The sequence below is a fragment of the Serratia sp. LTN-2 genome (assembly GCF_059740205.1).
In genome coordinates this window covers 51,242-77,478 of sequence record NZ_JCAXDO010000003.1, presented here as the reverse complement: position 1 = coordinate 77,478, position 26,237 = coordinate 51,242, and the positions used below count along the sequence as shown (strand labels likewise).

Here is a 26,237-nt window from a genome sequence, read left to right as displayed (position 1 = left end):
ACGGTCTTAGAACGTCAGCATGATTTTGCCGATATGCTCGCTGGACTCCATCAGCGTATGCGCTGCGGCGGCCTGCTCAAGCGGGAAGGTTTTAAAGATCTGCGGTTTCAGCACGCCGCGTTCCAGCAGCGGCCAAACCTTCTCTTGCAGCTCGGCGGCAATCTGCGCCTTGTCCGCGACGCTGCGCGAGCGCAATGTCGAACCGGTATGGGTCAGGCGTTTCAACAGCAGCGGCATCAGGTTTAACTCTTTCACCACGCCATGTTGCGTGCCGATTTGCACGATGCGGCCTTCCATCGCCGCTGCCTGATAGTTCTTGGCGACATAGTCGCCGGCGATCAGATCGACGATTACGTCGGCGCCTTTGCCGCCGGTGACCTCTTTGGTGCGTGTGACAAAGTCTTCGTTGCGGTAATTAATCGCCACGTCGGCGCCCAGCGCCAGACTGGCCTGGCGTTTATCTTCGGAGCCGACGGTGGTGATCACCTGTGCACAGAAGGCTTTCGCCAGCATGGTGGCGACTGTGCCGATACCGGAAGTGCCGCCGTGGATCAACACGGTTTCGCCGGCTTTGAGGTGGCCGCGTTGGAACACGTTGACCCAGACGGTAAAGAAGGTTTCCGGCAGTGCGGCGGCCTCGGTCAGGCTCAGACCCGCCGGCACCGGCAGCGCATTGCTTTCATGTACGGTGCAGTATTCCGCATAGCCGCCGCCGGCGATGAGGGCGCAAACCCGATCGCCAAGGGCGAAATGGGTTACGCCTTCGCCGAGGGCCACCACTTCGCCGGCGATTTCCAGACCGGGGATATCCGAAGCGCCCGGCGGTGGCGCATAGTTTCCCTGGCGCTGCAACACGTCGGGGCGGTTAACGCCGGCGGCGGCAATTTTCACCAACAGTTCGCCCGCTTGCGGGACGGGTACCGGGCGCTCGGTGACGACCAGAACCTCGGGGGCGCCTGGCTGGCTGATCTCAATCGCTTTCATCATGCCGGGCAGCGCTGCATTTGTTGACATGGTCACTCTCCTCATCGTGGCGGACGCGGCTATCAGGCGGTGCGCCCGCAATAAAGTCTGCCGTTAGCTTAGCGAAATCGAATGAGGTGCGCGTGGTCGAATAGAGCGGTTTTGCGAGGAAGGGGCGAAGCCGCCGCGATGGGCGGCAGGCGATCAATCGTTAGGCGGGATGCGGAAGCCTTTTAACGAGACGATAAAGTGTTCTTTTCCTTTGGAGATCTTGGCGCCTTTATCGCACCACAGGCTGGCAAGCTGGAAGAAATCGTCGCTGTCGATATCGTAGGCCAGTTCGATTTTCTTGGCCGTGCCGGCACGGATGAGCTTTTCTGCTTCCTGGTGGTTTGCAGCTTTAATTAGGGTCATGGGCGAAATCCTTGGTGTTAAGCCAGAGCGGATAATCGCCAATCATGATATGGCCATATTGTGACATTTTTGTGATGAAAGGATGACAATCAGCAAAGGCGCGGCGTGCGGTGAGCCGCGCCTTTGCGGTGAAAATGCGTTGCCGGTTACCGATCGTACGGGCGAACCAATGCGCTTTTCTTCTGAGATTTGAAATGCTTGTAGAGCGCATAGCCCGCAATGCCGGCCAAGACGGCCAAGAGAGCAAGGGATCCTGTGGCCATGAACATCACCTCCGAAATAAGAATGGCAAAGAGGCGTATTTGTGACATTCATCACTTAGTCGGGCAATGAGACCAATCTGTAATCGGCAAAGCGCGATGACGAGAGGCAAAAAAAAAAGCGCCTATAGGGAGGCGCATAAAGATTTGCAACACAGCTTGTTAGGTTCAACACCAGGAGGAGTGGTGAACTGACGCTATTCTAAGCGGCCGTGATAGCGGGGTGTATAGGCATTACTCCGAAAGCGCTGTTACCATTCATAACCTAACTGAATGTTGTAATCGGGATCCTGGTTGGTGGAATAAGGATCGGATTGGCGGCGGCGATCGGTTTTCTTCACCGGGCCTTCATACGCGGGGTAAGGTTTGGTGCGCGGCTTGCTGCAACCCGGATGATCGCACTCGATATCGACGCGAAAGCCGTTTTTATCTCGCGCTTCCGCCCAGGTAATCGGCGGTTTCGCCGCCTTGGGGGCCGGCCCTGGCGGCGCCACCGGTTTAGGGGCAGGGGCAGCGCTGGGCTCTGGAGGCTGATAATTCAACTCCAGCGCGCCAAGCGGGGCGCTGCAAGTGGCAAAGGCCAGCAGCGCGGCGCGGCAGGCGGTCGGTAATGTGAGCCATCTCGGCATGGTGAGTCTCCCTGGATGATTTCGCCAGGCAACTATAGAACAGCAGAACGAGAATTACTATCATTTGAGCGGGGTGTTACGGATACGCCAGACGGCGATTCCATCGGCAAGCAGGGTCAAATCCTGTGCGCTTAGCCGCGATTAGCGTCTCATCACGGCGAAAAAGGTTGCTATTGCTGCTCGCTCATGAGTTAATGATGTCGGCCTGTGGTACAGACCTATTTATGCACGACATTTTGAGTAAAGTAGTTCAAATTTAAAGCGTTATCCCGGATAGCCCTTCTCTGACGAATTTCCTTTCCAGTGCCTCCATAAGTAACTGATGACCGGCTATCTCGCCCATGGCGGCTTACATTATTATTGAAGGAAATTAGACATGTCCAACATGATCAAAGGTCAAGTGAAGTGGTTCAACGAAGCTAAAGGTTTTGGTTTCATCACCCCAGCAGACGGCAGCAAAGACGTATTCGTACACTTCTCTGCTATCCAGGATCAAGGCTTCAAGACCCTGGCTGAAGGCCAGAACGTACAGTTCTCTATCGAGAACGGTGCGAAAGGTCCATCTGCGGCTAACGTTACCGCTATCTAATTGGCGTTTACCGCTGATTGAAAAGAACCCGCTGCGGCGGGTTTTTTTATGCCTGTAATTTGGCGCGGGGCAAAAAAAAGCCCGCAAGTCAGCGGGCAAAAGTTCCTTGTTACTTCTTCATTTGCGAGCGCTTCTCTGGGGGGGAAACGCCTACGGACAGGTTACGCGGGGCCGGCTTAAGATTCTGCGGCCAAAATGTTAAGGAAGTGAAAAATCCTGATGGCTGCTACGCTGATAGCAGAGTGCGGCAGGACAGGGCGGTGTGTTCTCCCTGCGTTTTGTAATACACTGACGCCAATCGCAAATAATGGGGAAAGGTATGCAGGTTAACGATCGCGTGACGGTAAAAACAGACGGCGGCCCACGGCGGGAAGGCGTCATCCTGGCCGTAGAGGTGTTCAACGAGGGCACCATGTATCTGGTTTCCCTTGAGGATTATCCGGCGGGCGTGTGGTTCTTTAATGAAATAGATAGCCGCGACGGCACCTTTGTGGAGCCGCACCGCGAACGCGGGCAGTGACTTCGGGTAATCTCATTAATCAACTTGTGAAATAGTCTATTTTGAGACTATTTCGTTACGGTAGGATTTATTTTATCTATGTAAAAAAATACCCGTTGCGCTAGCGGGGGATAACGCAGCAGGTATTCTTTTGGCGTTTCCGACGCTTGACACCCGGATTACATTATCACCGGATATTTAACGACGGCCAAAACAGAGTGGGGGGCGTTCTCTGTATGTTTAACGGCTATTGACAAATATTCCACTGGTCAGCGTGTCAGTCAAACGAACAACGTGGTATATGATTTGCTTGTTGTGCGTTTTTATTTTCCGCTTGATGTTTCCCTTGTGTGAAGAGACCGTTTTAGCTTTTATTTGCATCTGGTCTGATATCTGGATGGTACCTTGACCGGACATCCACATGCGTAACATGTTCGATTCGGTCTGGCTCAACGTGACCGGCGTTTGATCCAGGGAGGACTTCTCCACCCGAAGGGACTTTTTCTCGAGATAGTGACTAAGTAGCTGATTCATAGTCTCTGGTTTGATGGATTTTGACGATATGATGACATTCTTGCGAACATATAAGTAATCGTCGAAATGTACGTTGGTAATGGCCATAAAGATAAAGAATAACGTATCCGGGTGCAGTGATATCACCCGTTTTATTCGCTCGGTGGCGTTTGCTTCGTGGATGAAGCAGTCCTCGTTAATAAACACCAAACTGGGATTCAACTTACTGCATTTTTCATGCAGGCTGTCAATATCCTCAATGGCATTAATATGGCGTTTCTTCACGCCGTGCGAAGTCAGATAGTCGGTTAATCCCAATCTGGTATAGCTACATGAATCCATGATGATCGTTGGCATATCGCACCCCCACTTAAATCCGTTTTACTGCGGTAATATGAGAAAAAGCCTAAAAAGCCGAAAGGCAAAATGAAACAATAATTCAGTGTAGCGAGTGTTCTATCAATAAACGCGGCGGCACTCAATGATATTTTCATACTAAACTTATTAATCACATGAATCTATAAGTTTAGCTTAAGTCAGAGCGTTCCACTGACGGCTCCGCTTCAATATGATAGGCCTGATTTGTACTTGGCGCCCGTGCCTGGCGGCATCTCTCGCCGGGATTCTGCCCATCATGTCACGAAACAAAATTTTAGTTTGCTAGGAAAAGTCTTAAAAAAAATTCATGTGTTGTTTTTTTGAAGCTTTTCAGCGGGCTTTTTGAACGCTCAAAAACAACTCACTTTGCGCAGTTGGTTTTTTATGGTTTAAAATCAATCAATTATCTAGTGTGACAGTGTTTTTGAGAATGACAATCACTTCATTTTGTATCATAACGGCAAACAAAAGTTAACGTTATTGCTGAAATGTGTAGCTTAATTGTTGCCATAAATCACCGTTTTACAATGAGTTATATGGATATTTATTTCATCTGAAATCATTTCTGTGAATGCCAAACGGGAATTGAGTTATTTCTCTAAACAGTTGCGCCGCTTTCTGGCAAACCTGCGCCAAAAAGCAGGTCGGAGTTGTCTCTGGCCTGAGTTGGTTTTAACGTGCTTTTTCCCTTTCAAAAACAGGACGCCGCGATGAGACGGAATCCGTACGGGCAGCCGATAGGCGACGCTCTTCCCCATTGGCAGCCGGCAGGCATGCCCGGACAGACGTTACTGCAAGGACGGTTTTGCCGTCTGGAACCGCTGAACATCGATCGCTGGGGTGATGAACTCTATCGCGCTTATCAAACCGCCGAAGACGATAGCGACTGGACCTATCTGTTCTGGGAACGGCCGCAGACGCGCGAGGATTTCCAGCGCTATCTCCAGGCCCAGGCAACCAGCGCCGACAGAAACACGATGGTAGTGATCGCGCAGGAGAACGGGCGCGCGGTGGGAACCTGCGCCTTTTTGCGCGTCGATCCCGCCAACGGTGTGGCAGAGCTGGGAACCATCAACTGGTCGCCGTTGATGAAACGCAGCGCCCTCGGCAGCGAAGCGATCTTCCTGATGCTGCGGCATCTGTTCGACGATCTTGGCTACCGGCGCTGCGAATGGAAGTGCGATAACCTCAATCTGCCTTCACGCCAGGCCGCCGAGCGTTTTGGCTTTCGTTACGAGGGCACTTTCCGCCAGGCGATTGTCGTCAAAGGGCGCACGCGCGACACCGATTGGCTGTCGATCATCGACGGAGAGTGGCCGCCGCTGCGCGCGGCGTTTACCGCCTGGCTGTCGCCGGACAATATCGGCGATGACGGGCGGCAAGAGCGGCGTTTGCAGACCTTTCACCTCGGTGACTTGCCGAGCGCCTAAGCCGTCTCCGCCAGGCAATGGCGCAACGAGTCCAGCGCCAATTGGATGTCCTGCTCCTGCGTCATCCAGTTGACCAACGCGGCGCGGATCCCCGGCTGATGGTTATAGGTGGTCGGGGTGCAGCGTACTACGCCATGCCGATTAAGGCGCTCGAGAAAGCGATCGCGCGCCGCCTCGCGCTCACCTTGCGGATGGCTGAGCGCAAAGCACACCACGTTCAAATTCACCGGTGCCAGCAGGTGGAACCCCTCGTCTGCCGCTAACGCCGCCCCCAGCGCCTGCGCCAGTTGGACGTTGCGCTCGACGATATCCCGGATACCGCTGCGGCCATAGGCTTTCAGCGTTAGCCAGAGCGGCAGGGCGCGAAAGCGGCGCGAGTTTTCCGGCGTCAGATGCAGGTAGTTGTCCGGCCGCAGCGTCGGCGCCTCCAGGTAGGCCGAATGGTTCTGAAACACCTGCATCTGTAGATCCAGATGGCGGGTAAATTGGATCGCGCTGTCGTAAGGCACGTTCAGCCATTTGTGGGCATCGACGGTGATGGAATCCGCATGTTGCCAGCCCTCGAGCCTCGCAGCGTATAGCGGCGAGCAGGCCGCCACGCCGCCGAAGGCCGCATCGACATGCAGCCAAAACGGATAACGCTCCCGCAGCGCCAGCAGACGCGGCAGATCGTCGAAAGCGACGGTGTTGACCGTGCCGGCGCTGGCGAGCACCAACGTGGGCCGGCCTTCGCCAGCGGCGAGCTGCCGCTCCAGTGCTTCCATATCCATGGCTTCAGACTCCGGCAGGCTGGCGACGGTCGTCAACGCTTCGCGGCCGATGCCGAGCATGCTGAGCGCCTTCACGCTGCTGGAGTGTGGATTGGCCGCCAATGCCCGGATGGGGCCCAGTGCCGCCAGGCCCTGTTGGGCGACATCGACACCGTGTCGTTGGCCCAGCCACTGTCGGCCAATGGCCAGCCCGGCGAAATTGGCCATGGTGGCGCCGCTGACCAGGCTGCCGTTGAACGCTTCCGGCAGGCCCAGCAGGGATTTCAACTGCGCCACGGCAGCCAGTTCAATCGTGGCTGCGATGGTATCATGGCTGAGCAGGCTATTTTGGTCTGTCACGCTAACCAGCCAGTCTGCGGCGACCGCCGCCGGGGTGCCGCCGCCGGTGACGAAGCCGAAATAACGCGGGCCGGCGCTGGCGGAAATGCCGGCCTGATACTTCTGCCAGAAGTCATCCAGCGCCGCCAGGGCGCCGGCGCCGTTTTCTGCTAATCGGTCATCACCCGGCTGCAGCTGCTGGTGCGCGAGCGGCGGGCAGACCGAGCGCTGCTGCAGCCCAGCCAGAAAGTCCTCAGCCAGCTGGCGGGTGTGGTCGAGAATCTGCGGAAACTGAGCGAGATCCTGTTGTAAACGTGGGTGCATGGCGGCTCCGAAAGCGTCAGGAATGGTCAGGTAAACATAGAACATTTGCCTGTCGGTCAAAATCGATAAAAAATACCCTTTTTGGATAGCCTGGTTAACCAATGATGAATGAACGTCTTCCCCTGCATGTCTTGCCGACTTTTGCGATCGCCGCCCGGTTGGAAAATTTGCGTGCCACGGCGCAGCAGGTGCATTTGACGCATGGGGCGGTGAGCCAGCAAATTCAGCAGCTGGAGCAGGCGGTCGGCTACCCGCTGTTTGAACGGCGCGGGCGCGGGCTGCGTTTGAATGCGGCCGGGCGAGAGTTGCTGGCGGCGGTGGAACCGGCGCTGCAGGCGCTGCAGCAGGGCGTGGCCCGCGCCCGACGTGCGGCGGCAAGCCAGACGCTGCGCATCAGCGTGTTGCCGTCTTTTGCCCATTACTGGCTGTTGCCGCGTTTGCCGGCCTTTAATCAGGCCTGTGCCGATATTGCGCTCGATATCGATGCCTCATTGACGCTACAGGATCTGTCGCAGCGCGGCTTCGATGCGGCGATCCGCATCGGCGGCGGGCATTGGCCGGGGCTGCAGGCGCAGCGCATCGCGGCGGGTGATGTGCTGCCGGTCGCTTCACCGGACATGGCGCGGCAGTGGCGGGAGGCATTCGAGAGCGGCGGGGATATACCGTTGCTGGAACACGACGTCAGCCCCTGGCGCGATTGGTTCAACGCACAGGGGCGCTCGTTGTGCGGGCGGCAACAGGCGCTGTTCAACGATGCCGGATTGTTGATTCGCGCAGCGGAACAAGGGTTCGGCATCGCGCTGGCGAAAAAGCTGCTGGTGCAGGACGCGATCGACGCGGGAAAGCTGGTGGCGCTGGCCGCGTCATGCCGCCTGAGCGATGACGACGTTTATCTGGCATGGCCGCAGACCGCCGGGCTGACGCCGGCGGTGACACGTTTGCTGCAGTGGCTGCAGCAGCAGTTGGCGGCGGTTTAACGGCGCAGCCACTCCGGCTGCGAGGCGCCGAGCGTGGTCGCCGGCAGCGCCCATTGCAGTGCGGTGCCCTGCAGGTTTAGCGGCGTGCGCAGGCGTTGCGCGGCGCCCCAGTAAGTCAGTTCCGTTTCCGGATTCTCGTCGGCGGGGCCGGCAGGCGCCAGCGGTTCCGGCCGATAATGCGTCGGATGCGGATGCGCCAACAGCAGTTGCGCCGTGCGCGCCAGCGACAACCGGGCGTGGTAGCCGGCACCGTTTTTCATGCGCTGCGCCATACCGGTCAATACCGCTGCCGCCATCAAATAGCCGGTGGCGTGGTCCAGAGCCTGTACCGGCAGCGGCACCGGCATACTGGCGCTGCGCCAAACCATGCCTGCCTCCGCCAGCCCGCAGCTCATCTGCACCAGACTGTCGAAACCGCGCCGGGTGCGCCACGGCCCGCTCCAGCCGTAGGCATTCAGGCAGACGTCGATCAGGCCCGGCGCCAGCGCGCGCCTTTCCTCCGTGCCATAGCCCAGCTTCTCCAGCGCACCGGCGCGGTAGCCGTGCACAATCACGTCGGCGTTCTTCAGCAGGTGTTCAAACGTATGGCGATCGTGCGCATTGCTCAGGTTGAGGCGCGCGCTGCGCTTGCCCAGCATCACCTCATGCTCGACGCCGGGTTCATCCCAACCGTAAGGATCGATGCGCAGCACGTCGGCGCCCAAACCGGCGAGAAAACGCGTGGCGATTGGCCCGGCGAGAATGCGCGTCAGATCCAGCACCCGTACGCCGTGCAGCGGCCGGGCGGCGGGCAGCGCCCAACCCGGCGGCGGCGCTTCCGGCTGCATCGAGGTGTGGATCAACGGTTCGAGCGCCACGCTCTTGCCCTGAATATGCTGGCGCCAGTCGGCCGCCGAACGCATTTGGGCCGCGCAGCCGCCGGCCTCGATGACCGCCTGTTCCAGTTCGCTTTTTTTCCAGCTCAGCACGCGCGCCGCCAGCGAGCCTTTATCCGATGCCGCGCCCAGCATCTGTTCCACCGCTCGCCGATGGTGCGGCGCATTGGTATGCAGGCGTATCCAGCCATCCGCCGTGGCATAGTCGCCGGCCAGCGCGTCCCACGCCGCAGGCAGCGTCCAACCCAACGGACGCAGCGTCCAGCCGAACCAGAATGAGGCCAGGCGTTGATCGATCCAGGCCTGCGGCGCGTCGGCAGCCTCACGGCGCAGCAATTCGCCGCAGGCCAATCCGGCGGCGCCCCAGGCGGCGGTGGCCAATTCGGTGACGGGAAACGCCGAAGGCAATGCGCCGGCGCCGCTGACGGTGAGCCGGTCGACGGGCGCGGGGCGTTGCCCCAGGCTTTGCCAAATGTCGTCGAGCAGAGTGTGAATAAGAGGCGTCATCGGCCGCTCCTTGCGTGTCGTCGGAAATATAGCCTAGCGTAGCCCACCACCGGCGACCTTGCTAAGGGGCAACGTCGAGCGTGCGGCCGTCGGCCAGTTTGGCACGCAGACTGTGGGCCGCTATGCCGGCGAAAGGCCGCTCGCCAAAGTTGGCGGTCAGCGTCGAGCCGTCGCTGAAGGTCGTCTGTTGCACCCAGCCGTCCCGATCGAGCCAGCGGAAGTCGGTCAGCGCTTTGTCCCACAGAGCCTGATGCAGCGGCCGGAAAGCGGCATCGGCGCGTTTGATCGCCGGCAAGCGTGCGGCCAGGGTGGCGCGGCTCAGATGGAACATCGGCGCAGTGTTATACAGCTGGCTGAGCAGGCTGCGGCTGGTCTGAACGTCGCTGAACTTCAGATTGTCGTAATTCCAATGGTGGCTGCTGACGATCGCATCGTGGAAAACGGCCTGGTAGAGCGGCAGGCGATAACGCGGATCGAATTCGACCGTGCGGTAGGGCTGTTTCACTCTGGCGGGGCGGAAGAAAAACGCCGGTTGGGCGTTGGGCCACCAGGCGCCGAGATAATAGGGCGAGGACTTATCCTGATTCATCTGTTTATCGCCCCAGCCGAATCCCCAGGTTTCCATGCCGTGGGCGAACATCAGGCTGCGGGCGGTCACCGCGTTGCCGTCCTCCGAGCCGAGCGGCAACTTAAGGGTGGCGCTGAACCAGGCCAGCCGGGCGTTGCGCGCCTCGGCCATCTGCGCTGCGCCGGTCGGGTGGTCGGGCTGATAGTCATCGGACACCATGCCGGTGCCGTCCACGTCGAGAAACAGGCTGTTCAACCCGGCCAGTTGCACCAGCTCGCGCATGCGCTGTTGAGAATAGGGCAGGACGCAGCCCGGATTAAGGTAGTAACCCTGTTTGCCGAAGCCGGGTTTCTTGCTGCCGTCGGCGCGCACGATGGCGCAGGTTTCGCGCAGCGCCGTCGGCAGTTGCGCGGTGAGCCAGCTGTCGTTCACGCCGCGCGCAATGGCAGTATCATAGGAGTCGTAGCTGGCGATCAGATAGCCGGCCGCTTTGGCGGCGGCCACCGCTTGCGGGTGCAGGAAGGCGGCGGTCCAGTTGTCGGTGCCCAACCACAGGCGCGGCAAACCGGCCTGGCGCAGCGCATCGATCAGTGGTTTGGCCAGCCCTTGCCCCCAACCGTCCGCTGGGGTTAACCAGCGCCCCAGCTCTTGCTGCGCCCGCTCACGCACTGCGGCGGCCTGGCGCTGCTGCGCCTGCAGGAAATCGGCGTCATCCGGCGTCGCGCCCAGCGCGAACTGCGCCGTCAGCGCCTGGTTGATGCCGTCTATCAGGGACTGTTGTTGCCAGCCTTCCGGCGTTTTGCCCGCCAATTGCCGCAGAGATTTTCTGCTCTCGGCATCCATCTGCTGCCGCAGCGCTTCGGCGGCGGGAGAGGCGAGGTAGTGCAGCAAGCCCGGCCAATCTTTGACATCTTCCGCCGCCAGCAGCTGGTCGCCCCACAGGTAGATATGGGTTGCGCCGATCAGCTTTTCGCCTTCGGGCGCCTGTTTCATCTTTTCGCGCAGGCTGCTGAACTGGCCACTTTGTTGCAGAATCTCGCGGTAACGGCGGGCGCCGGACAGCGGCGTGTTTCCCACGTGCAGCAGCACCTCGAATGCCTGTTGTTGATTGAAGCGGTTGAACTGATGCTCGGCGCGCATCGCCAGCTTTTCCTGCTCCGAAGCGAAGGTGACCCGGTTGCTGAACGGCGTCAACATCAGCCAGCTGTAGACCTTGTCCTGATGTTGCTGGCTCCACAGCGGCAGTTTCAGATCCCAGTTGGTATCCAGCGGCGTCATTTCCGTCGTCAGGTAGTTGCGCCAGACCGGGTTGTCGAGTGGAATGCGGCTGCCTTCGCCGATCGGCAGCAACAGCGCCGCCGCCTGCGGAGGCAGACGATACCAGCTCAGGGTTTGCGGCCGGTCGCTACGGAAGCTCAGGCGCAGATCGCCGTCTTCCAGGCGGGCGCTCACGCTGACCGCGCTTTGCGGCCATCGCCAGCTGGCGCGCTGTGGCGACGCGGTGAGATCCGCCACCTGTTGCGTGGGCTGAGCCAAGTTGACCGGCACCGCACCTGCGGCGATGCGCAGCGTGGCGGGATCGAGTTCAAACTGCACGTCGCCTTGCCGCAGCAGCAAGGCATCGGCGGAAAAGCTGACGAGCAGCGCGAGCGCGAGCGGGGAAAACCGTTGTTTCATCGGAGGCGTCCTTGAAAGATGAAGGAGGGTAGTTTACCGATAAGCACACCGCTACCCAACGTTGCCGCGCCCTATTTGTGACATCGAAATATCAGTGCGGTATTTCAGTTTATTTTTCGTTTAATAAATTAGCCTTTACTTCATTATCCGACGTCACTATACTCAGCCAAAATTTCGGTGGAGAAACCCAATTGGACAGTTGCAGTTGTAATAAAATAAATAAGGCAAGCTGACCAATTCTCTTCTGATTTGTTGCTTGCCGCTAGCGGCGGGCAGCACCCCTCTCCAGTTATTTCTGAGCTGTGCATACCCGAATAAGAAAACGTTTCCTGATGCCAGGTGGCTTCAGGTGAATTGAGTTGGACGTTATTATGGTATTCTGCAGCCACAGCCTTTTCCCTCCAGGCATGACACGCTGATTCGCTGATTTATTTTCAGCGCGTTTTCGCGTGTGCTAAACAGCACATGATTTTATCTCCTGTCGTTAATTAAGGGGAAAGTCATGGCTATGACTCCTTTCGTTTTAAATTTATTGCTGGCGATGTGCCTGGGCGCGGTGATTGGCGCCGAGCGCCAGTGGCGCCAACGCATGGCCGGCCTGCGCACCAATGCGCTGGTGGCGACCGGCGCGGCGGTCTTCATTCTCAGCTCTATGTCCACCGATCCGGCCAGTGCCGGCCGCGTGGCCGCGCAGATCGTATCCGGCATCGGCTTCCTCGGCGCCGGCGTAATCATGCGTGAAGGGCTGAACATTCGCGGCCTCAACACCGCCGCCACGCTGTGGTGTTCTGCGGGCATCGGCGTGCTGTGCGGCCTGGGCCAGCATTGGGATGCGGTGGTCGCCACGCTGGTGATCCTGTGCGCCAATATCCTGCTGCGCGAAGCCGCGCAGCGCATCAACCTGCAGCCGCAACAGCAGGCGACCGATCTCGAACTGTGCTATCGCATTCAGGTGACCTGCGGCGAGCAGGATGAAATTCTGGTGCGCACCCTGATATTGCAGGCGTTGAACGGCGTGGCCTTGCGGTTGCAATCCTTGCGCAGCGCCGATATTGCCAGCCCTGGGCAATTGGAAGTGTGCGCGGAAATTAACGCCACGCCGGCCGCGCAAAAAGAAATTGAGGGTATTGTCTGCCGCATCAGCCTGGAAAAAAGTGTGAGCGCCGTTCGCTGGCGCGTTGCGTCCGAATTACCGGTCTGATTAATCATATAAATATTTATTAACTTGATTGCATGTTCGGGTTTATTCAGGCACGCCGTGAATAACGTTGGGCATTAAGGAGGCGTTATGGACGATGACCCCGGAAGGGAAATAATTCTTGCGTGGCTGGCCGGGTGATCTCGCCATTCAGTCGCGCTAATTAAACAAATTCCAAGCTGTGCATAGTCACCTGTTTATCGGGCGGGAGAACCCTGTGCGCAGAACTAAAATAAGAGAATAGCGTTATGACTCAGATTAATGAAAGAACGCACCGCCGTGATAAAGACGCAGTGAGCTACGCCATTGCGCAAGAGGCGACCAACAGCATCGCCCAGACGCTGGCGAACCTGAAGTGCAACCGCAACGGCTTGACCCAGGACGACGCCGATGAACGGCTGGAACAGTTCGGCGCCAACCAGGTCGCCCACGACAAGGCACCGCACGCCCTGATCCAGCTGATCAAGGCCTTCAATAACCCGTTTATCTTCGTGCTGATGGTGCTGGCTGCGATCAGTTTCTTTACCGATTATTGGCTGCCGCTCCAGAGCGGTGAAGAAACTGAACTCACCGGCGTCATCATCATCCTGACCATGGTCACGTTGAGCGGGCTGTTGCGTTTCTGGCAGGAATACCGCACCAACAAGGCGGCGGAAGCGCTGAAATCGATGGTGCGTACCACCGCTACGGTGCTGCGCCGCAGCAGCTACAGCGCGCATCCGCTGACGCTGGAGGTGCCGATCCGCGAACTGGTGCCGGGGGATATCATTCAGCTCTCCGCCGGCGACATGGTGCCGGCCGACGTGCGCCTTATCGCTTCGCGCGATCTGTTCATCAGCCAGGCGATTTTGACCGGTGAAGCGATCCCTATCGAGAAATACGATGCGATGGGCAACGTGGCGCAGAAGTCGAGCGAAGGGGAGGTCTCCAGCGAGAACGCGCTGCTTGAGCTGTCCAACATCTGCCTGATGGGCACCAACGTCGCCAGCGGCACCGCGACGGCAGTGGTGGTGGCGACCGGCGGGCGCACCTACTTCGGCTCGCTCGCCAAGTCGATCGTCGGTTCGCGGGCGCAAACCGCGTTCGATCGCGGGGTGAACAGCGTCAGCTGGCTGTTGATTCGCTTCATGCTGGTGATGGTACCGGTGGTGTTGCTGATCAACGGCTTCACCAAAGGCGACTGGAGCGAAGCGGCGTTGTTCGCGCTGGCGGTGGCGGTCGGTCTGACGCCGGAAATGCTGCCGATGATCGTCAGCTCCAACCTGGCGAAAGGGGCGATCGCCATGTCGCGCCGCAAGGTGGTGGTGAAGCGCCTGAACGCCATTCAGAACTTCGGCGCCATGGACGTGCTCTGTACCGACAAGACCGGTACGCTGACGCAGGATCGCATCATTCTCGAGCACCACATCGACGTCAATGGCGCCAGGGATAACGAGGTGCTGCACCTGGCCTGGCTGAACAGCTTCCACCAGAGCGGCATGAAGAACCTGATGGACCAGGCGGTGATCCGCTTCGGGCGCGGCAAACCGGGGATCGAAGCCCTGGGACGTTTCAGCAAGGTGGATGAGCTGCCGTTCGATTTCGTGCGCCGCCGTCTGTCGATCGTGGTGGCGGATGAGCATGACAGACAGCAGCTGATCTGTAAGGGCGCGGTGGAGGAGATGCTGGAGATCGCCACCCACGTGCGCGAAGGCGACAAGACGCTGGAACTGGATGAAACGCGTCGTGCGGCGCTGCAGGCGCTGGCTCGCGAGTATAACGAAGATGGCTTCCGCGTGTTGGTGCTGGCGACGCGCGAGCTGGATGCGCAACGCTCGGCCGAACCGCTGAGCGTGGCCGATGAGCGCGACATGGTGGTGCAGGGGCTGCTGACCTTCCTCGATCCGCCGAAGGAGAGCGCGCAGCAGGCGATCGCCGCACTGCAGGAAAACGGCGTGACGGTGAAGGTGCTGACCGGCGACAACCCGGTGATCACCTGCAAGATTTGCCGCGACGTCGGGCTGGAGCCGGGTGAACCGCTCTCCGGGCTGCAGATTGAACAGATGGATGACGAAGAGCTGGCGCGCGAAGTGGAACAGCGCACGGTGTTCACCAAGCTGACGCCGCTGCAAAAATCGCGGGTGCTGAAAATGCTGCAGGCCAACGGCCATACTGTCGGTTTCCTCGGCGACGGCATCAACGATGCCCCGGCGCTGCGCGACGCCGACGTCGGCATTTCGGTCGATACCGGCACCGACATCGCCAAGGAGTCGGCGGACATCATTCTGTTGGAAAAGAACCTGATGGTGCTGGAAGAGGGGGTGATCAAGGGGCGCGAGACCTTCGGCAATATCATCAAGTACCTGAACATGACTGCCAGCTCCAACTTCGGCAACGTGTTCTCGGTGCTGGTGGCCAGCGCCTTCATTCCGTTCTTGCCGATGCTGGCGATCCACCTGTTGATTCAGAACCTGATGTACGACATTTCTCAGCTGTCGCTGCCGTGGGACAAGATGGACAAAGAGTTCCTGCGCAAGCCGCGCAAGTGGGATTCCAAAAACATCGGGCGCTTTATGCTGTGGATTGGGCCGACCTCGTCGATCTTCGATATTACGACCTATGCGCTGATGTGGTACGTGTTCGCCGCCAACAGCGTGGAACACCAGGCGCTGTTCCAGTCTGGTTGGTTCATCGAGGGGCTGCTGTCGCAAACGCTGGTGGTGCATATGCTGCGCACCCAGAAGATCCCGTTCATTCAGAGCACCGCGGCGCTGCCGGTGTTGCTGACCACCGGGTTGGTGATGGCGCTCGGCATTTACATTCCGTTCTCGCCGCTCGGTGCCCTGGTTGGCCTGCAGCCGCTGCCGTGGGAATACTTCCCGTGGCTGGCCGCGACGCTGGTCAGCTACTGCGTGGTTGCGCAGATGATGAAGCGTTTCTACATCCGCCGCTTCGGCGAGTGGCTGTAAGCCGCCTCGGCGTTCACTTCGGGGGCGAAATGCTTCGCCCCCTCACCGCTACAGCAGTTTGTTGACCAACAGGCCGAGCATGATGGTCAGCGTGAAGGAAAACAGCGTGCCGAGCAGCACATACTCGGTACGCATCTTATCGTCGCTCTGGCGCAGATCGCCGAAACGGAAGATGGATTTGGCCGCCAGCAAAAAACCGATCGCCGGGATCTGCCCCAGCAGCACAAAGGTCAGGATCAGCGTTCTCTCCAGATAGCCAATCTGTTTGCCCGCGCGCAGCAGCGAGTCGTTATCGGCCTTGGCCGAAGGCGGCATTTGCGGCGTCCAGCGCGCCAGCAGTTGCCCGATCAGCAGACTCATCGGCAGATAAATCAGGCTGTAGGCCACCAGCACCAGACCGGTTTGCCAGCTCCCCAGTTGCCGCCCCAGCGCGGCGAGCAGTTCAGCCGCATTCGGCGTCAGCCCTAGCCACAGCAAGGCGATCACCGCCAGATGCAATCCCTGATCGAGCAGGAAACTGCGGGCCGGGCTCAGGCGGGCCATGATGGTGACTTTCAGCCAATCGATCAGGTAGTGGCTGAGGGCGATGACCAGCAGGCTGGCCAGCACCTGGCGTGAAGAGAGCCCGCCGTGCAGCAGGCCGAAACCGGCCACCACCCAGGCGGCCAGCACCCCGTGCAGCAAGGCGTGCAACAGCAGAAAACGCGAGCGTGCGCGATGTTGGATTTTATCTTCCACCCAACTCCGCGGCTGCAGCGGAAAATCCGCCAGCAAGTGGGCGAGCAACAGCCAGGCCAGCAAGGGTGCATAGGTCAGATCCATAGTCAGACGATCCTGTTAATGGCGTGAATAAACCGCATGATTTCCTCGTAGGCCGCGCGTTTCAGCGCGGCGGAGACCGTGGAGGCGGCTTTTTGCAGTTGGTCCGCCACGGCCGCGCCGCTGTCGGCGAACATTCTTGCCTGGACGATGCGCGCTTCGGTCTGTGACAGGCGGCTAATCACATGATCTAACATCGGCAGCAGATCGCTGACAATGGCGTTTGTCCGATCGTTGTCGGTTTTCAGAGCCAGCCGGCAATTTTTCGCCATGGCGTCCAGCGCGCTGCCGGAATTGATAAAGGCGCTGCCGTAACCGATGGCATCGGGCCGCTGGCTGCCCAGCCCGACGGCGATGCGCGCATCCCAGTGCGCGGCGCCCATCGCCCGCAGAGCGAGGCGAATGTACACCGCCAGAAACAGCCCGTCCTCGGGGGCGGCCTGCGCCTGGAAGGCGTCGCCGCGGAAAATCTCCACCTGATGCAGCCGCCCATCGCGCTGCAGCCGTTCGAGCAGGCTGTGCAGCCCATTGAGATAGTTGACGGTGTCTGACCGGCGAGAATCGACCAGATCGCCGCTGATTACGCTGATTGGTGTCGGCATGGCGTGATCCGTTGTTGGCAATAGGAAGACTATAAATTCGCACCTGGATGCGAATAAGTCAATAATTCGCTTATAGATGCGAATTTATCAACTTTTCGCCTTTGGGGGCGAAATTATGCGGTGAGGCGAAGGGGATGGACAGCCGGGAATGCGCGGGCCCGTCAGGCTCGCCACCGGCGATGTAGAGGAAAAGGGGCCGGCAACCGGCCGTTCAGAAGCTTTTGACCAGCACTTCACGCGGGATTTCGCTGCCGTGTTTCAGCAGGTGTTCAAACGATCTTTCGCTGCTTTTCAACTGCTGCAAAAACTCCTGTGGCGACAGATCGTGCTTTTTGCCGCTCATGTAAGCCAGCGCCAGTTCTTTTGCCTGATAGCGGGAGAAGTTGTACATGGTGTCCTCGATACGGTGAATGTCAGTGCTCACGATTGTAGCGAAAGAGCACATAATGAACAGCGGCTTTGGCGTATGGAATCGATAGCTGAAACTTAACTCGCCGATAGCCGGGCGTGCGCGATGACATGTCGCGTGAATTTATATTCGTTTAAACGAATATGATTTTGAAATGTTCCAGCGCTGGATTATAGTGGGGCAAAGAATACCAGGAGCGCATTATGTCGTCATTGACGCCGCTGAAGCTGTTTAAAAACTTGTCGGACGATACGCGTCTGACGCTGGTGCTATTGCTGCGCCACGCCGGCGAGCTGTGCGTGTGCGAGCTGTCGGGTGCTCTGGCGCTGCCGCAACCCAAAATCTCAAGGCATCTGGCGATGCTGCGCGAAAGCGGGCTGTTGCTCGATCGGCGCGACGGCAAATGGATACATTATCGCCTGTCGCCGCATATGCCGGCCTGGGCGGCGGCGATTATTGAGCAGGCTTATCTGTGCCGTCCAGAGCAGGTGGCGGCGTTGGGGCAACGCGTGGCGAAAGGCTGCTCGTAACGGTAAAAAAAATTTGCCGTTATATATTCGAAAAAACATATATGTAAGTTTGAGAGGCAGTGAGGCAGCGATGATAGTGGCGGGGACGATCTTTATTCTGACGTTGATCTTGGTTATCTGGCAACCGAAAGGGCTGGGTATTGGCTGGAGCGCGTCAATCGGGGCGGGGTTGGCATTGCTGAGCGGCGTGGTGCACGTCGGCGATATTCCCGTGGTGTGGCAGATAGTCTGGAATGCGACCGCGACCTTCATCGCCGTCATCATTATCAGCCTGTTGCTGGATGAGAGCGGTTTTTTCGCCTGGACCGCCTTGCATGTCGCCCGTTGGGGCAACGGTAAAGGGCGCTGGCTGTTTACCTACATGCTGTTGTTGGGCGCGGTGGTGGCGGCGCTGTTTGCGAACGACGGCGCCGCGCTGATCCTGACGCCGATCGTGATCGCCATGCTGTCGGCGCTCGGCTTTCGCCCTGCGGCGGTGCTGGCTTTCGTGATGGCGGCAGGCTTTATCGCCGATACCGCCAGCCTGCCGCTGGTGGTGTCCAATTTGGTGAATATCGTTTCGGCGGATTTCTTCCACTTGGGCTTTACGGAGTATGCGGCGGTGATGGTGCCGGTCAACCTCGTCGCCGTGGCGGCGACGCTGGTGATGTTGCATCTGTTCTTCCGCAAAGATATTCCCCAGCGCTACGCGTTGGCGCGCTTACCGGTACCGCGGGAAGCGATCCGCGATCGCGCGACGTTTAGGACCGGCTGGGCCGTATTGGCGCTGTTGCTGATCGGCTTCTTCGGCCTGGAGCCGCTCGGCGTGCCGGTTAGTTTGGTCGCCGCCTGCGGTGCGCTGGTGCTGCTGGCGGTGGCGAAACGCGGGCGGGCGATCGATACCGGCAAAGTGCTGCGCGGGGCGCCTTGGCAGATTGTGATTTTCTCGCTGGGCATGTATCTGGTGGTCTACGGGCTGCGCAATGCCGGCTTGACCGATTTGCTGTCCGGCGTACTGGATGCGTTGGCGCGGCAGGGGCTGTGGGCGGCGACGCTCGGCACCGGTTTCCTGAGCGCGTTTCTCTCCTCCGTCATGAATAACATGCCGACGGTGCTGGTGGGGGCGCTGTCGATCGACGGCAGCAGCGCGGAAGGCGTCATCAAGCAGGCGATGATTTACGCTAACGTTATCGGCAGCGATCTCGGCCCCAAAATCACCCCGATCGGCAGCCTGGCTACGCTGCTGTGGCTGCATGTGTTGGCAAGGAAGAACATCGTCATTACCTGGGGCTATTATTTTCGCGTAGGCGTGATGATGACGCTGCCGATCCTGTTCGTCACCCTGGCCGCGCTGGCGCTGCGGCTGTCCGTTTTGCCATAACCGGAGCAACTGACATGAGCGACATCAAAATTTATCACAATCCCGCCTGCGGCACGTCGCGCAACACGCTGGCGCTGATCCGCAACAGCGGCGCTGAGCCGGAGGTGATTTTGTATCTGGAAACGCCGCCCAGCCGCGAACGTTTGACAGCACTGCTGGCCGAGATGGGCATGACGCCGCGCGCCTTGCTGCGCAAAAACGTCGAGCCCTACGCCGAGCTGCATCTGGACGACAGCGCCTGGAGCGATGAACAACTGATCGACTTTATGCTGCAACGGCCGCTCCTGATCAATCGCCCTATCGTAGTGACGCCGCTCGGCACGCGTCTGTGCCGCCCATCGGAGGTGGTTTTGGATATTCTGCCGGATCCGCAGCGCGGCGCCTTCAGCAAAGAGGACGGGGAGCCGGTGATCGATGCGCAGGGCCGGCGGATCATACGTTGATCCCCCGGCGCCTGTTTTACCCCAAATCGCCGCCGGCGACCGGCAGCACCGTTCCGTTAATGTAACTGGCTTCGGCGCTGGCGAGGAACAGAATAGCGGCGGCTTGTTCATCGACGCTGCCGTAGCGGTGCATCAGACTGCTGTCGAGCGTTTGCTCAACCACCTGCCGATACCAACTTTCCTCCTGTTGCGTCGGGGATTCGCGATTGCGTGGCGTCAGCCGCGGCGGCGCTTCGGTGCCGCCCGGCGCCGTGGCGTTGATGCGAATGCCGGCGCCGGCATATTCAAAGGCCAGTGATTGGGTCAGGGCGTTGACGCCGCCTTTGGCTGCGGAATAGGGAACGCGATTGACGCCGCGCGTGGCGACCGAAGAGACGTTGACGATCACTCCGCTCCCCTGCGCCAGCATATGCGGCAACGCGGCGCGGCAACCCCATAGCGTCGGGAACAGCGAGCGCCGAATCTCCGCCTCAATCTGTTGCGGCGCATAGTCGGCAAACGGTCGTGCCCAGATGGTGCCGCCCACGTTGTTCACCATAATATCCACGCGCCCAAAGTGCTGTTGCACCTGATCCAGCGCATCGCGCGCTGCTTCCCAATGCTCCAAATCGGCCTGCAGGGCGATGATATCGGCGCCGCGTTCGCGTAAAACGGCCACGACCTCTTCCAGATAGGGGGAGCGATCGATCAGCGCCAAACGGGCCCCTTCCCGAGCCGCGCGTTCGGCCACCGCTTTGCCGATGCCTTGAGCGGCGCCGGTTATTACCATCACCTGGCCGCTGAAACGTGATTTATCCATGGTCAACTCCTCCCATCGGCCTGGCTGGGGGCGAACTTCTCATAATGGAAGCTATGCGGGATAAAGGCGCGTCGCTGAAAATCGCCAAGCACCGCTTCCACCATCGGCGGCGGCCCGCACAGATACACATCCAGCTCACCGTTATTAAGCAGGCTTTCGTCGAGATGCTGGGTGACATACCCTTTATGCGTCGAAAACGACGTTTCACTGGCCACGCAGGTCAGATAGCTGAAATTCGCCAGACGCTGGCGATACGCCTCCAGCTGTTCCAGCTTGACCAGATCGTGGTCATGGGTGACGCCGTAGATCAGATGCACCGGCTGTTCGCTGCCGCCGAGCGCCAGATATTCCAGCATGGAAAGGAACGGCGCCAGCCCGGTGCCGCCGGCCAAAAATAACATTGGCCGCACCGGCGCACGCAGATAGAAACTGCCCTGCGGGCCGCGCAGACGGATCGCGTCGCCGGGGCTTGCCCGTTCGGTCAGATAACGGCTCATCATGCCGCCGGGTACGTTGCGCAGCAGAAAAGAGAGCTGCCGGCTGCCGGGCGGCGAACTGAACGAATAGGCGCGGCTGGCCGCACTGCCGGGAACGTCGATATTCACATATTGCCCCGGCAGGAACGCGATGCCGCGTTCATCATCCAGCGTCAGGCGGAACTCGATAGCGCTGTCCGACAGGGCGGTGGCGGAGGCGACGGTGGCGGTAAACATTTCGCTGGCGGTTTTACACATCGTCGAAGGCATCGGCACCTCGATGACGCAGTCCGAGAGCGGCACCATCTGACAGGTCAACACCCGCCGCTGTGCGACTTCCTGCTCTGACAGCGCTTCGTCCAGATAGTCATCGCCCAGCTGATATTCTCCTTGTTCACAGTGGCATTTACAGGTGCCGCATACGCCGTCCGAGCAGTCCATCGGCAGGTTGATCTTTTGTCGGTAGGCGGCGTCGAGTACTTTTTCATTCGGGTTGCATTGAATAAAGCGGCTGACGCCGTCTTCAAAATTAAGGGCCACGGTAAAAGACATACCTCACCTCCTGCATTAAAGATGATAAATATCAATTACATGATTGATATAGTCATTATCCAGACGAATTTTCTTGCGCTTAATTTGTAGCGCCTCCCCGCTAAGATCTATCCACAGTCGGGTTGAGCCGAAATAGGTGTCCGTGTGGTTGTAGCGGTGATAGAAGGTGGCCCAGTGGTAGTTCACCTCGGCCTGTTCCGCGCCGGACGATAACAGCTCCACGTTGCTGATAAGATGCACCGTGCGCGGCTCCGGCATGCTGCTGGCGGCTGAGCGTTCGGTTTTTATGCGGTAAACGCGGTCTTCCAGGCCTTCGCGATTGGCGTAATAAATCAGCGAAATCTCGCTGTGAGGGTCCGTCGTCTGGCGATCGTCGTCAGCCCAGGCCGGCATCCAATATTCGACCTGCGGATGGTAACAGGCCAGCCAGTCATCCCACTGCCGGTCATCCAGCAGGCGTGCTTCGCGGTACAGGAACTGTTCCACCCGCTGTTGCAGGTTAAATGTGCTCATTGCGCCACCTCGTCGTGTCGTTGCTGGCGCTCCAGCTGGCGCAGCAGAATGTTTTGCCAATGATGATGCTGGCTGAGATACAGGGCCTCATCTTCCGGGCGCGGACCGGTCATGTCAGGTACGATCCCCAGCGCTTTGGCATTGTCGTCAGCCTGGCCCTCCAGCCAGCGGGTAGCGCCGCGGCTCAGATCGCTCCAGGGCATGTTGCCGGCGTTGAACCCGAGCTGGCAGGCGCGGAATTCCTCCAGATCGTCCGGCGTACCCATGCCGCTGACGTTGAAGAAATCCTCATACTGGCGAATGCGCAAGGCTCGCTCGTCGGCGTTTTCGCCCTTCGGCGCAAAGCAGAATACGGTCACTTCGGTTTTATTGACGGCAATCGGGCGCACTACGCGCAACTGGCTGGAAAGCTGGTCCATGATGTACAGATTGGGGTAAAGGCACAGGTTGCGGGTTTGGTTCACCATCAGGTCGGCACGGTGTGCGCCGAAGGCGTCGTTCAAACGGGTGAAGTGCCGATAAATGGGGCGGGACTCCGGGTTCAGCACCCGAGTCCACAACAGCAGATGACCATTCTTGAAGCCGTAGGCGCCACCGTCGTTTTTTGACGACCAGCAGTTGGCGTCCATGGTTTGGGTGCCGCTGGCGGCATCCCGATGCGCCATGGTGGAGACATAGTTCCAGTGCACCACGCTGACGTGGTAACCGTCCGCACCATTCTCCATCTGCAGCTTCCAGTTGCCGTCGAAGGTGTAGGAGGATGAGCCACGCAGAACTTCCAGCCCGCTCTCAGCCTGATCGACGATGAGATCGAGGATCTGTCGCGTTTCACCCAGATAGTCCTCCAGCGGTTGCACCTCATCGCTCAGGCTGCCGAACAGAAATCCGCGATAAGATTCAAAACGCGGCAGCTGTTTCAAATCGTGTGAGCCGTCCCGCTTGAAACAGGGGGGATAGGCGCCGGTTTTCTCGTCCTTGGCTTTCAGCAGGTTGCCGGCGTTATTGAAGGTCCAGCCGTGGAAGGGGCAGGTGAAGGTACTTTTATTGCCGGCCTTGCGGCTGGCCAACATTGCGCCCCGATGCGAGCAGCTATTGATCATGGCATGCAGCTGCATGTCTTTGTCGCGCGTGATCATCACCGGCTGACGCCCAACGGTGAGCGTGTAATAATCGCCTGAGTCGGCGATTTGGCTTTCATGCGCCAGATAAATCCAATTGCCTTCGAAAATGGCTTTCATTTCCAATTCAAACAGCGCCTCATCGGTAAAAATACCGCGGTTGCACTGATATATGCCATTTTCTTTATCAATGATTAAAGCATGATTTATTTTTTCTTTCAGCTTGGATATTGTCGGGTTCAATAATGAGTGCATATTCATGGCCTCATATAAAAGGGATTGACGGGCAATCAATAGCCGATTGCCCGTTATTGGCGTCGCTATTCTCTCGTGCGAAAAAGATTAATCTTGCAGCGCGCGGGGACGGTTTATTCTGTTTTGTTCGATGCGGTCCGCAGCGGCATAAAGCGTGAAATCAAACTGCACTTCGGTATGCGGGCCGGGCAGATCGCGTTTTGCCGCCAGCGCCGAATCGGTGATTTTCACCGGGGTGGCGATCAGCTCATCGCGGGTAGCGAAAGCAAAGTCATCCCACAGATAGCGGTCGCCATTGAGGTTGATTTGCGTCGTCAGGTGTTTATGCGCCGGTGCGGAGACGAAGAAATGAATATGCGCCGGGCGGTTGCCGTGGCGGCCCAGTCGATTAAGCAAAGCCTGAGTGGGCCCATCGGGCGGGCAGCCGTAGCCCGACGGCACGATGCTGCGTGCCGCGTAGCGGCCATCGGCGTCGGTGGTTATCCGCCGGCGCAGGTTGAAGCCGCTCTGCGATTTATCGAAGAAAGAGTAGTTGCCCAACGTGTTGGCGTGCCAAATATCGACCACAGCCCCCGCCAGCGGCTTGCCGTCGGCGCCTTTGACCTGGCCGTGCAGCCACATCACCTCGCCGTCGTCGTCGCCGTCGTCCATCCGCGCGAAGCCGGCGCTCAGTGGCGCATTGGCCACATACAGCGGCCCCTCGATGGTGCGTGGCGTACCGCCGCTCAGCCCTTGTTGACGTTCGCGCTCGTCGTCGCGCAGATCGAGGTAGTGTTCCAGCCCCAAGCCGGCGGCCAGGAGCGCCGCCTCTTGGTGTTCGCCCAAGACGTGCAGATAGTTGATCGCCTGCCAAAATTCCTCAGGGGAAATATCATAGCGATCGATGAGCTGACAAATATCGCCCAGCAGTTGATGCATGATTTTTTTGAAACGCGGATCACCATTGTCATTAGTAAAACCGCTGCTGATTTCCAGCAGTTTGATAATGTCTTGACGTTGATTGAAGGAAATAGACATTGTGAATTCCTCATTGCTTATAATGTAGGTTATACAGAGAACAGGAATTAACAGCTAACCTTGCGGGTTATTATCCCGGTGTTTTATTTGTCATCGTCGCGGATCGATGACGGGTGTCGGCATAACGCCGTTACGCGAATTTTCATATAAGGGTAAAGCGGCAGTGCGAATAACAGCTCGTGCAGCTCGGCATTGCTTTCCACATCGAAAATGCTGACGTTGGCGTAGCTACCGGCTACGCGCCAAAGATGTCGCCATTTTCCGCTCGCCTGCAGGGTTTGCGAATACGCTTTTTCGCGCGCTTTTATTTCGTCGGCGAGCGCTTTAGGCATATCGAGCGGTAATTTCACGACCATTTCAACTTTGAACAGCATGGCGTCGTACCTCGTGGTTATTTGCGGCGGTAAAAGCGCAGTTTGTCTTCATCGATATCGAGCCCCAGGCCCGGGCCTGACGGTAGACTGACGTGACCGTTGGCGAAACGCAGCGGCGTGGTGACCACGTCGTCTTTCAGCAACAGCGGGCCGAACATCTCGCTGCCCCAATCCAGCTTCAGCGTCGACCAGGCGTGCAGCGAGGCGACGGTGCCCAGCGTGCCTTCCAGCATGGTGCCGCCATAGACGCCGACTCCGGCGGCCTGTGCGACCTGCGCCAGTTTCAGCGCCTGCGCCGGGCCGCCGGCCTTGGCTATCTTCAGCGCGTAGGCGCCGGTAAAGCCGCCCGCAGCCAATGCATAACCGTCGTGAGCGTCGGCCACCGCCTCGTCGGCCAGGATCGGCAGAGTGAAGCGCTGACTGAGGCGGATTAACGCCGTGCGATCCCATTGCGGCACCGGCTGTTCGACCAGATCGATGCCGATCTGCTGCAGCGCCGCCATTCCGCGTACGGCGGTGGCGGCATCCCAGGCCTGGTTAACATCGACGCGAATGCTGATCTCCGGCCCCAGCGCTTGCTTGATCGCCAGGGTGTGGTGCAGATCTTCCTCCAGCGGCCGGGCGCCGATCTTCAACTTGAAGGCGCGATGACGGTCTTCCGCCAACAGGCGTTGCCCTTCGATGATGTCTTGCTGCGTATCGCCGCTGGCCAGCGTCCACAGCACCGGCAGAGTGTTGCTGAGCGCGCCGCCGAGCAGGGTGCTGACCGGCAGGCCGAGGCGTTTGCCCTGGGCATCGAGAAAGGCGGTTTCCAGCGCCGACTTGGCAAAGGTATTGCCCTGGACCTGGCCATTCATCAACGCAACCAGCGGCGCCAGACCGCTGAAGCTTTTGCCGCTCAGCAGCGGCGCGAGGTAGCCGTCGATCGCCGACTTGATCCCCTCCGGGCTTTGCGGGCCGTAGCTCAGCCCGCCGATAGTGGTGGCTTCCCCCCAGCCGATCAGGCCGTCGGCGCAGGTCATGCGCACCAGCGTCAGCGTTTGGCAGCCCATAGTGGCCATCGACAATTTGTGTGGCCGAATAGTGGGGATATCCACCAGCCAGCTGTCGATGCGTTCAATGCGAAGTTCCAT

At 59.0% G+C, this 26,237-nt stretch carries 28 protein-coding genes; 9 read left to right on the top strand and 19 right to left on the bottom strand.

Translation table 11 applies throughout. The features are described from left to right. Nucleotides 1-6: 6 nt before the first annotated feature. From AC6BYQ_RS07525 to AC6BYQ_RS07510, 4 genes are all read right to left on the bottom strand, one after another. On the bottom strand, nucleotides 7-1,014 hold the full coding sequence (locus AC6BYQ_RS07525) for an NAD(P)H-quinone oxidoreductase (RefSeq protein WP_197667811.1): 1,008 nt from the start codon (nucleotides 1,012-1,014) through the stop codon (nucleotides 7-9). Between the two features lie 153 nt (nucleotides 1,015-1,167). Continuing rightward, entirely contained in the window at nucleotides 1,168-1,377 is a 210-nt protein-coding gene (locus tag AC6BYQ_RS07520) for a hypothetical protein (RefSeq protein WP_019453506.1), read from the bottom strand. Next, entirely contained in the window at nucleotides 1,364-1,588 is a 225-nt protein-coding gene (locus AC6BYQ_RS07515; RefSeq protein WP_440529650.1) for a hypothetical protein, read from the bottom strand. The genes AC6BYQ_RS07520 and AC6BYQ_RS07515 overlap by 14 nt, the downstream gene beginning before the upstream one ends. 300 nt (nucleotides 1,589-1,888) lie before the next feature. Then, the gene (locus tag AC6BYQ_RS07510; protein ID WP_074053826.1) at nucleotides 1,889-2,266 is read right to left on the bottom strand and encodes a hypothetical protein; all 378 of its coding nucleotides are present in this window, start codon (nucleotides 2,264-2,266) and stop codon (nucleotides 1,889-1,891) included. Nucleotides 2,267-2,642: 376 nt separating this feature from the next. Between AC6BYQ_RS07510 and cspE the strand changes: the two genes are divergently transcribed. After that, complete coding sequence (gene cspE, locus AC6BYQ_RS07505; protein WP_004935122.1) at nucleotides 2,643-2,855, top strand: transcription antiterminator/RNA stability regulator CspE; 213 nt, start codon at nucleotides 2,643-2,645, stop codon at nucleotides 2,853-2,855. Nucleotides 2,856-3,174: 319 nt separating this feature from the next. After that, nucleotides 3,175-3,375 (top strand): protein DsrB, encoded by a 201-nt coding sequence (dsrB, locus tag AC6BYQ_RS07500; protein ID WP_019453509.1) that lies wholly within the window; start codon nucleotides 3,175-3,177, stop codon nucleotides 3,373-3,375. A 219-nt stretch (nucleotides 3,376-3,594) separates the two neighbouring features. Here dsrB and rcsA read toward each other — a convergent pair whose 3' ends face one another. Further along, nucleotides 3,595-4,224, bottom strand: coding sequence for a transcriptional regulator RcsA (gene rcsA / locus AC6BYQ_RS07495; RefSeq protein WP_019453510.1), 630 nt, complete (start codon nucleotides 4,222-4,224; stop codon nucleotides 3,595-3,597). Between the two features lie 731 nt (nucleotides 4,225-4,955). On the opposite strand from rcsA, the gene AC6BYQ_RS07490 reads away from it, so the two are divergent. Beyond that, nucleotides 4,956-5,675: a GNAT family N-acetyltransferase gene (locus AC6BYQ_RS07490; protein ID WP_498056620.1), complete on the top strand. Its 720-nt coding sequence runs from the start codon at nucleotides 4,956-4,958 to the stop codon at nucleotides 5,673-5,675. Here AC6BYQ_RS07490 and AC6BYQ_RS07485 read toward each other — a convergent pair. Next, nucleotides 5,672-7,087: a pyridoxal phosphate-dependent decarboxylase family protein gene (locus AC6BYQ_RS07485; RefSeq protein WP_498056619.1), complete on the bottom strand. Its 1,416-nt coding sequence runs from the start codon at nucleotides 7,085-7,087 to the stop codon at nucleotides 5,672-5,674. The genes AC6BYQ_RS07490 and AC6BYQ_RS07485 overlap by 4 nt on opposite strands. Before the next feature lie 101 nt (nucleotides 7,088-7,188). On the opposite strand from AC6BYQ_RS07485, the gene AC6BYQ_RS07480 reads away from it, so the two are divergent. Further along, entirely contained in the window at nucleotides 7,189-8,064 is an 876-nt protein-coding gene (locus AC6BYQ_RS07480; RefSeq protein WP_498056618.1) for a LysR substrate-binding domain-containing protein, read from the top strand. Here AC6BYQ_RS07480 and AC6BYQ_RS07475 read toward each other — a convergent pair. The 3 genes from AC6BYQ_RS07475 to AC6BYQ_RS07465 form a co-directional block, all read right to left on the bottom strand. Continuing rightward, complete coding sequence (locus AC6BYQ_RS07475; RefSeq protein WP_498056617.1) at nucleotides 8,061-9,446, bottom strand: CoA transferase; 1,386 nt, start codon at nucleotides 9,444-9,446, stop codon at nucleotides 8,061-8,063. The genes AC6BYQ_RS07480 and AC6BYQ_RS07475 overlap by 4 nt on opposite strands. 61 nt (nucleotides 9,447-9,507) lie before the next feature. Beyond that, complete coding sequence (locus AC6BYQ_RS07470; RefSeq protein WP_498056616.1) at nucleotides 9,508-11,691, bottom strand: glycoside hydrolase; 2,184 nt, start codon at nucleotides 11,689-11,691, stop codon at nucleotides 9,508-9,510. Nucleotides 11,692-11,834: 143 nt separating this feature from the next. Beyond that, nucleotides 11,835-12,080, bottom strand: coding sequence for a hypothetical protein (locus AC6BYQ_RS07465; RefSeq protein WP_154746434.1), 246 nt, complete (start codon nucleotides 12,078-12,080; stop codon nucleotides 11,835-11,837). Nucleotides 12,081-12,193: 113 nt separating this feature from the next. On the opposite strand from AC6BYQ_RS07465, the gene AC6BYQ_RS07460 reads away from it, so the two are divergent. Together AC6BYQ_RS07460 and mgtA are read left to right on the top strand one after the other, a co-directional pair. Next, entirely contained in the window at nucleotides 12,194-12,892 is a 699-nt protein-coding gene (locus AC6BYQ_RS07460) for an MgtC family protein (RefSeq protein ID WP_025159855.1), read from the top strand. 245 nt (nucleotides 12,893-13,137) lie between these two features. Next, nucleotides 13,138-15,837: a magnesium-translocating P-type ATPase gene (gene mgtA, locus AC6BYQ_RS07455; protein WP_498056615.1), complete on the top strand. Its 2,700-nt coding sequence runs from the start codon at nucleotides 13,138-13,140 to the stop codon at nucleotides 15,835-15,837. Between the two features lie 48 nt (nucleotides 15,838-15,885). Here mgtA and AC6BYQ_RS07450 read toward each other — a convergent pair whose 3' ends face one another. The 3 genes from AC6BYQ_RS07450 to AC6BYQ_RS07440 all read right to left on the bottom strand — a co-directional run bounded on the left by AC6BYQ_RS07450 (nucleotide 15,886) and on the right by AC6BYQ_RS07440 (nucleotide 17,649). Then, entirely contained in the window at nucleotides 15,886-16,659 is a 774-nt protein-coding gene (locus AC6BYQ_RS07450) for a DUF3307 domain-containing protein (protein WP_498056614.1), read from the bottom strand. A gap of 2 nt (nucleotides 16,660-16,661) precedes the next feature. Then, entirely contained in the window at nucleotides 16,662-17,258 is a 597-nt protein-coding gene (locus AC6BYQ_RS07445; protein ID WP_498056613.1) for a hypothetical protein, read from the bottom strand. A gap of 211 nt (nucleotides 17,259-17,469) precedes the next feature. After that, nucleotides 17,470-17,649: a hypothetical protein gene (locus AC6BYQ_RS07440; RefSeq protein WP_498056794.1), complete on the bottom strand. Its 180-nt coding sequence runs from the start codon at nucleotides 17,647-17,649 to the stop codon at nucleotides 17,470-17,472. A 221-nt stretch (nucleotides 17,650-17,870) separates the two neighbouring features. On the opposite strand from AC6BYQ_RS07440, the gene AC6BYQ_RS07435 reads away from it, so the two are divergent. From AC6BYQ_RS07435 to arsC, 3 genes are all read left to right on the top strand, one after another. Then, on the top strand, nucleotides 17,871-18,197 hold the full coding sequence (locus AC6BYQ_RS07435; protein ID WP_019453521.1) for a metalloregulator ArsR/SmtB family transcription factor: 327 nt from the start codon (nucleotides 17,871-17,873) through the stop codon (nucleotides 18,195-18,197). 70 nt (nucleotides 18,198-18,267) lie between these two features. Further along, nucleotides 18,268-19,557, top strand: a complete 1,290-nt coding sequence (locus AC6BYQ_RS07430; protein ID WP_198636644.1) for an arsenic transporter — start codon at nucleotides 18,268-18,270, stop codon at nucleotides 19,555-19,557. Nucleotides 19,558-19,571: 14 nt separating this feature from the next. Continuing rightward, nucleotides 19,572-20,000, top strand: a complete 429-nt coding sequence (gene arsC / locus AC6BYQ_RS07425; RefSeq protein ID WP_063918585.1) for a glutaredoxin-dependent arsenate reductase — start codon at nucleotides 19,572-19,574, stop codon at nucleotides 19,998-20,000. Between the two features lie 16 nt (nucleotides 20,001-20,016). Here arsC and benD read toward each other — a convergent pair whose 3' ends face one another. From benD to AC6BYQ_RS07390, 7 genes are all read right to left on the bottom strand, one after another. Beyond that, entirely contained in the window at nucleotides 20,017-20,799 is a 783-nt protein-coding gene (gene benD / locus AC6BYQ_RS07420) for a benzoate diol dehydrogenase BenD (RefSeq protein WP_498056612.1), read from the bottom strand. A 2-nt stretch (nucleotides 20,800-20,801) separates the two neighbouring features. Then, a complete protein-coding gene (gene benC / locus AC6BYQ_RS07415) occupies nucleotides 20,802-21,827 on the bottom strand; it encodes a benzoate 1,2-dioxygenase electron transfer component BenC (protein ID WP_498056611.1) in 1,026 nt (341 codons plus the stop codon). 15 nt (nucleotides 21,828-21,842) lie between these two features. After that, a complete protein-coding gene (gene benB / locus AC6BYQ_RS07410; protein WP_063918582.1) occupies nucleotides 21,843-22,340 on the bottom strand; it encodes a benzoate 1,2-dioxygenase small subunit in 498 nt (165 codons plus the stop codon). Then, complete coding sequence (locus tag AC6BYQ_RS07405; RefSeq protein ID WP_440528968.1) at nucleotides 22,337-23,713, bottom strand: Rieske 2Fe-2S domain-containing protein; 1,377 nt, start codon at nucleotides 23,711-23,713, stop codon at nucleotides 22,337-22,339. The genes benB and AC6BYQ_RS07405 overlap by 4 nt, the downstream gene beginning before the upstream one ends. Nucleotides 23,714-23,800: 87 nt before the next feature. Continuing rightward, nucleotides 23,801-24,730 carry a catechol 1,2-dioxygenase gene (catA, locus tag AC6BYQ_RS07400; RefSeq protein ID WP_498056610.1) on the bottom strand — a complete coding sequence of 310 codons (930 nt, stop codon included), beginning with the start codon at nucleotides 24,728-24,730 and terminating at the stop codon, nucleotides 23,801-23,803. A gap of 83 nt (nucleotides 24,731-24,813) precedes the next feature. Continuing rightward, nucleotides 24,814-25,104, bottom strand: coding sequence for a muconolactone Delta-isomerase (gene catC, locus AC6BYQ_RS07395; protein WP_063918580.1), 291 nt, complete (start codon nucleotides 25,102-25,104; stop codon nucleotides 24,814-24,816). A 17-nt stretch (nucleotides 25,105-25,121) separates the two neighbouring features. Beyond that, nucleotides 25,122-26,237: a muconate cycloisomerase family protein gene (locus tag AC6BYQ_RS07390; protein WP_154746426.1), complete on the bottom strand. Its 1,116-nt coding sequence runs from the start codon at nucleotides 26,235-26,237 to the stop codon at nucleotides 25,122-25,124.

What these genes read in the sequence shown, in the direction of transcription:
- AC6BYQ_RS07525 (WP_197667811.1), bottom strand. Translation starts at nt 1,014, where the DNA reads ATGTCAACAAATGCAGCGCTGCCCGGCATGATGAAAGCGATTGAGATC.
- AC6BYQ_RS07520 (WP_019453506.1), bottom strand. Translation starts at nt 1,377, where the DNA reads ATGACCCTAATTAAAGCTGCAAACCACCAGGAAGCAGAAAAGCTCATC.
- AC6BYQ_RS07515 (WP_440529650.1), bottom strand. Translation starts at nt 1,588, where the DNA reads ATGCGCTCTACAAGCATTTCAAATCTCAGAAGAAAAGCGCATTGGTTC.
- AC6BYQ_RS07510 (WP_074053826.1), bottom strand. Translation starts at nt 2,266, where the DNA reads ATGCCGAGATGGCTCACATTACCGACCGCCTGCCGCGCCGCGCTGCTG.
- cspE (WP_004935122.1), top strand. Translation starts at nt 2,643, where the DNA reads ATGTCCAACATGATCAAAGGTCAAGTGAAGTGGTTCAACGAAGCTAAA.
- dsrB (WP_019453509.1), top strand. Translation starts at nt 3,175, where the DNA reads ATGCAGGTTAACGATCGCGTGACGGTAAAAACAGACGGCGGCCCACGG.
- rcsA (WP_019453510.1), bottom strand. Translation starts at nt 4,224, where the DNA reads ATGCCAACGATCATCATGGATTCATGTAGCTATACCAGATTGGGATTA.
- AC6BYQ_RS07490 (WP_498056620.1), top strand. Translation starts at nt 4,956, where the DNA reads ATGAGACGGAATCCGTACGGGCAGCCGATAGGCGACGCTCTTCCCCAT.
- AC6BYQ_RS07485 (WP_498056619.1), bottom strand. Translation starts at nt 7,087, where the DNA reads ATGCACCCACGTTTACAACAGGATCTCGCTCAGTTTCCGCAGATTCTC.
- AC6BYQ_RS07480 (WP_498056618.1), top strand. Translation starts at nt 7,189, where the DNA reads ATGATGAATGAACGTCTTCCCCTGCATGTCTTGCCGACTTTTGCGATC.
- AC6BYQ_RS07475 (WP_498056617.1), bottom strand. Translation starts at nt 9,446, where the DNA reads ATGACGCCTCTTATTCACACTCTGCTCGACGACATTTGGCAAAGCCTG.
- AC6BYQ_RS07470 (WP_498056616.1), bottom strand. Translation starts at nt 11,691, where the DNA reads ATGAAACAACGGTTTTCCCCGCTCGCGCTCGCGCTGCTCGTCAGCTTT.
- AC6BYQ_RS07460 (WP_025159855.1), top strand. Translation starts at nt 12,194, where the DNA reads ATGGCTATGACTCCTTTCGTTTTAAATTTATTGCTGGCGATGTGCCTG.
- mgtA (WP_498056615.1), top strand. Translation starts at nt 13,138, where the DNA reads ATGACTCAGATTAATGAAAGAACGCACCGCCGTGATAAAGACGCAGTG.
- AC6BYQ_RS07450 (WP_498056614.1), bottom strand. Translation starts at nt 16,659, where the DNA reads ATGGATCTGACCTATGCACCCTTGCTGGCCTGGCTGTTGCTCGCCCAC.
- AC6BYQ_RS07445 (WP_498056613.1), bottom strand. Translation starts at nt 17,258, where the DNA reads ATGCCGACACCAATCAGCGTAATCAGCGGCGATCTGGTCGATTCTCGC.
- AC6BYQ_RS07440 (WP_498056794.1), bottom strand. Translation starts at nt 17,649, where the DNA reads ATGTACAACTTCTCCCGCTATCAGGCAAAAGAACTGGCGCTGGCTTAC.
- AC6BYQ_RS07435 (WP_019453521.1), top strand. Translation starts at nt 17,871, where the DNA reads ATGTCGTCATTGACGCCGCTGAAGCTGTTTAAAAACTTGTCGGACGAT.
- AC6BYQ_RS07430 (WP_198636644.1), top strand. Translation starts at nt 18,268, where the DNA reads ATGATAGTGGCGGGGACGATCTTTATTCTGACGTTGATCTTGGTTATC.
- arsC (WP_063918585.1), top strand. Translation starts at nt 19,572, where the DNA reads ATGAGCGACATCAAAATTTATCACAATCCCGCCTGCGGCACGTCGCGC.
- benD (WP_498056612.1), bottom strand. Translation starts at nt 20,799, where the DNA reads ATGGATAAATCACGTTTCAGCGGCCAGGTGATGGTAATAACCGGCGCC.
- benC (WP_498056611.1), bottom strand. Translation starts at nt 21,827, where the DNA reads ATGTCTTTTACCGTGGCCCTTAATTTTGAAGACGGCGTCAGCCGCTTT.
- benB (WP_063918582.1), bottom strand. Translation starts at nt 22,340, where the DNA reads ATGAGCACATTTAACCTGCAACAGCGGGTGGAACAGTTCCTGTACCGC.
- AC6BYQ_RS07405 (WP_440528968.1), bottom strand. Translation starts at nt 23,713, where the DNA reads ATGCACTCATTATTGAACCCGACAATATCCAAGCTGAAAGAAAAAATA.
- catA (WP_498056610.1), bottom strand. Translation starts at nt 24,730, where the DNA reads ATGTCTATTTCCTTCAATCAACGTCAAGACATTATCAAACTGCTGGAA.
- catC (WP_063918580.1), bottom strand. Translation starts at nt 25,104, where the DNA reads ATGCTGTTCAAAGTTGAAATGGTCGTGAAATTACCGCTCGATATGCCT.
- AC6BYQ_RS07390 (WP_154746426.1), bottom strand. Translation starts at nt 26,237, where the DNA reads ATGGAACTTCGCATTGAACGCATCGACAGCTGGCTGGTGGATATCCCC.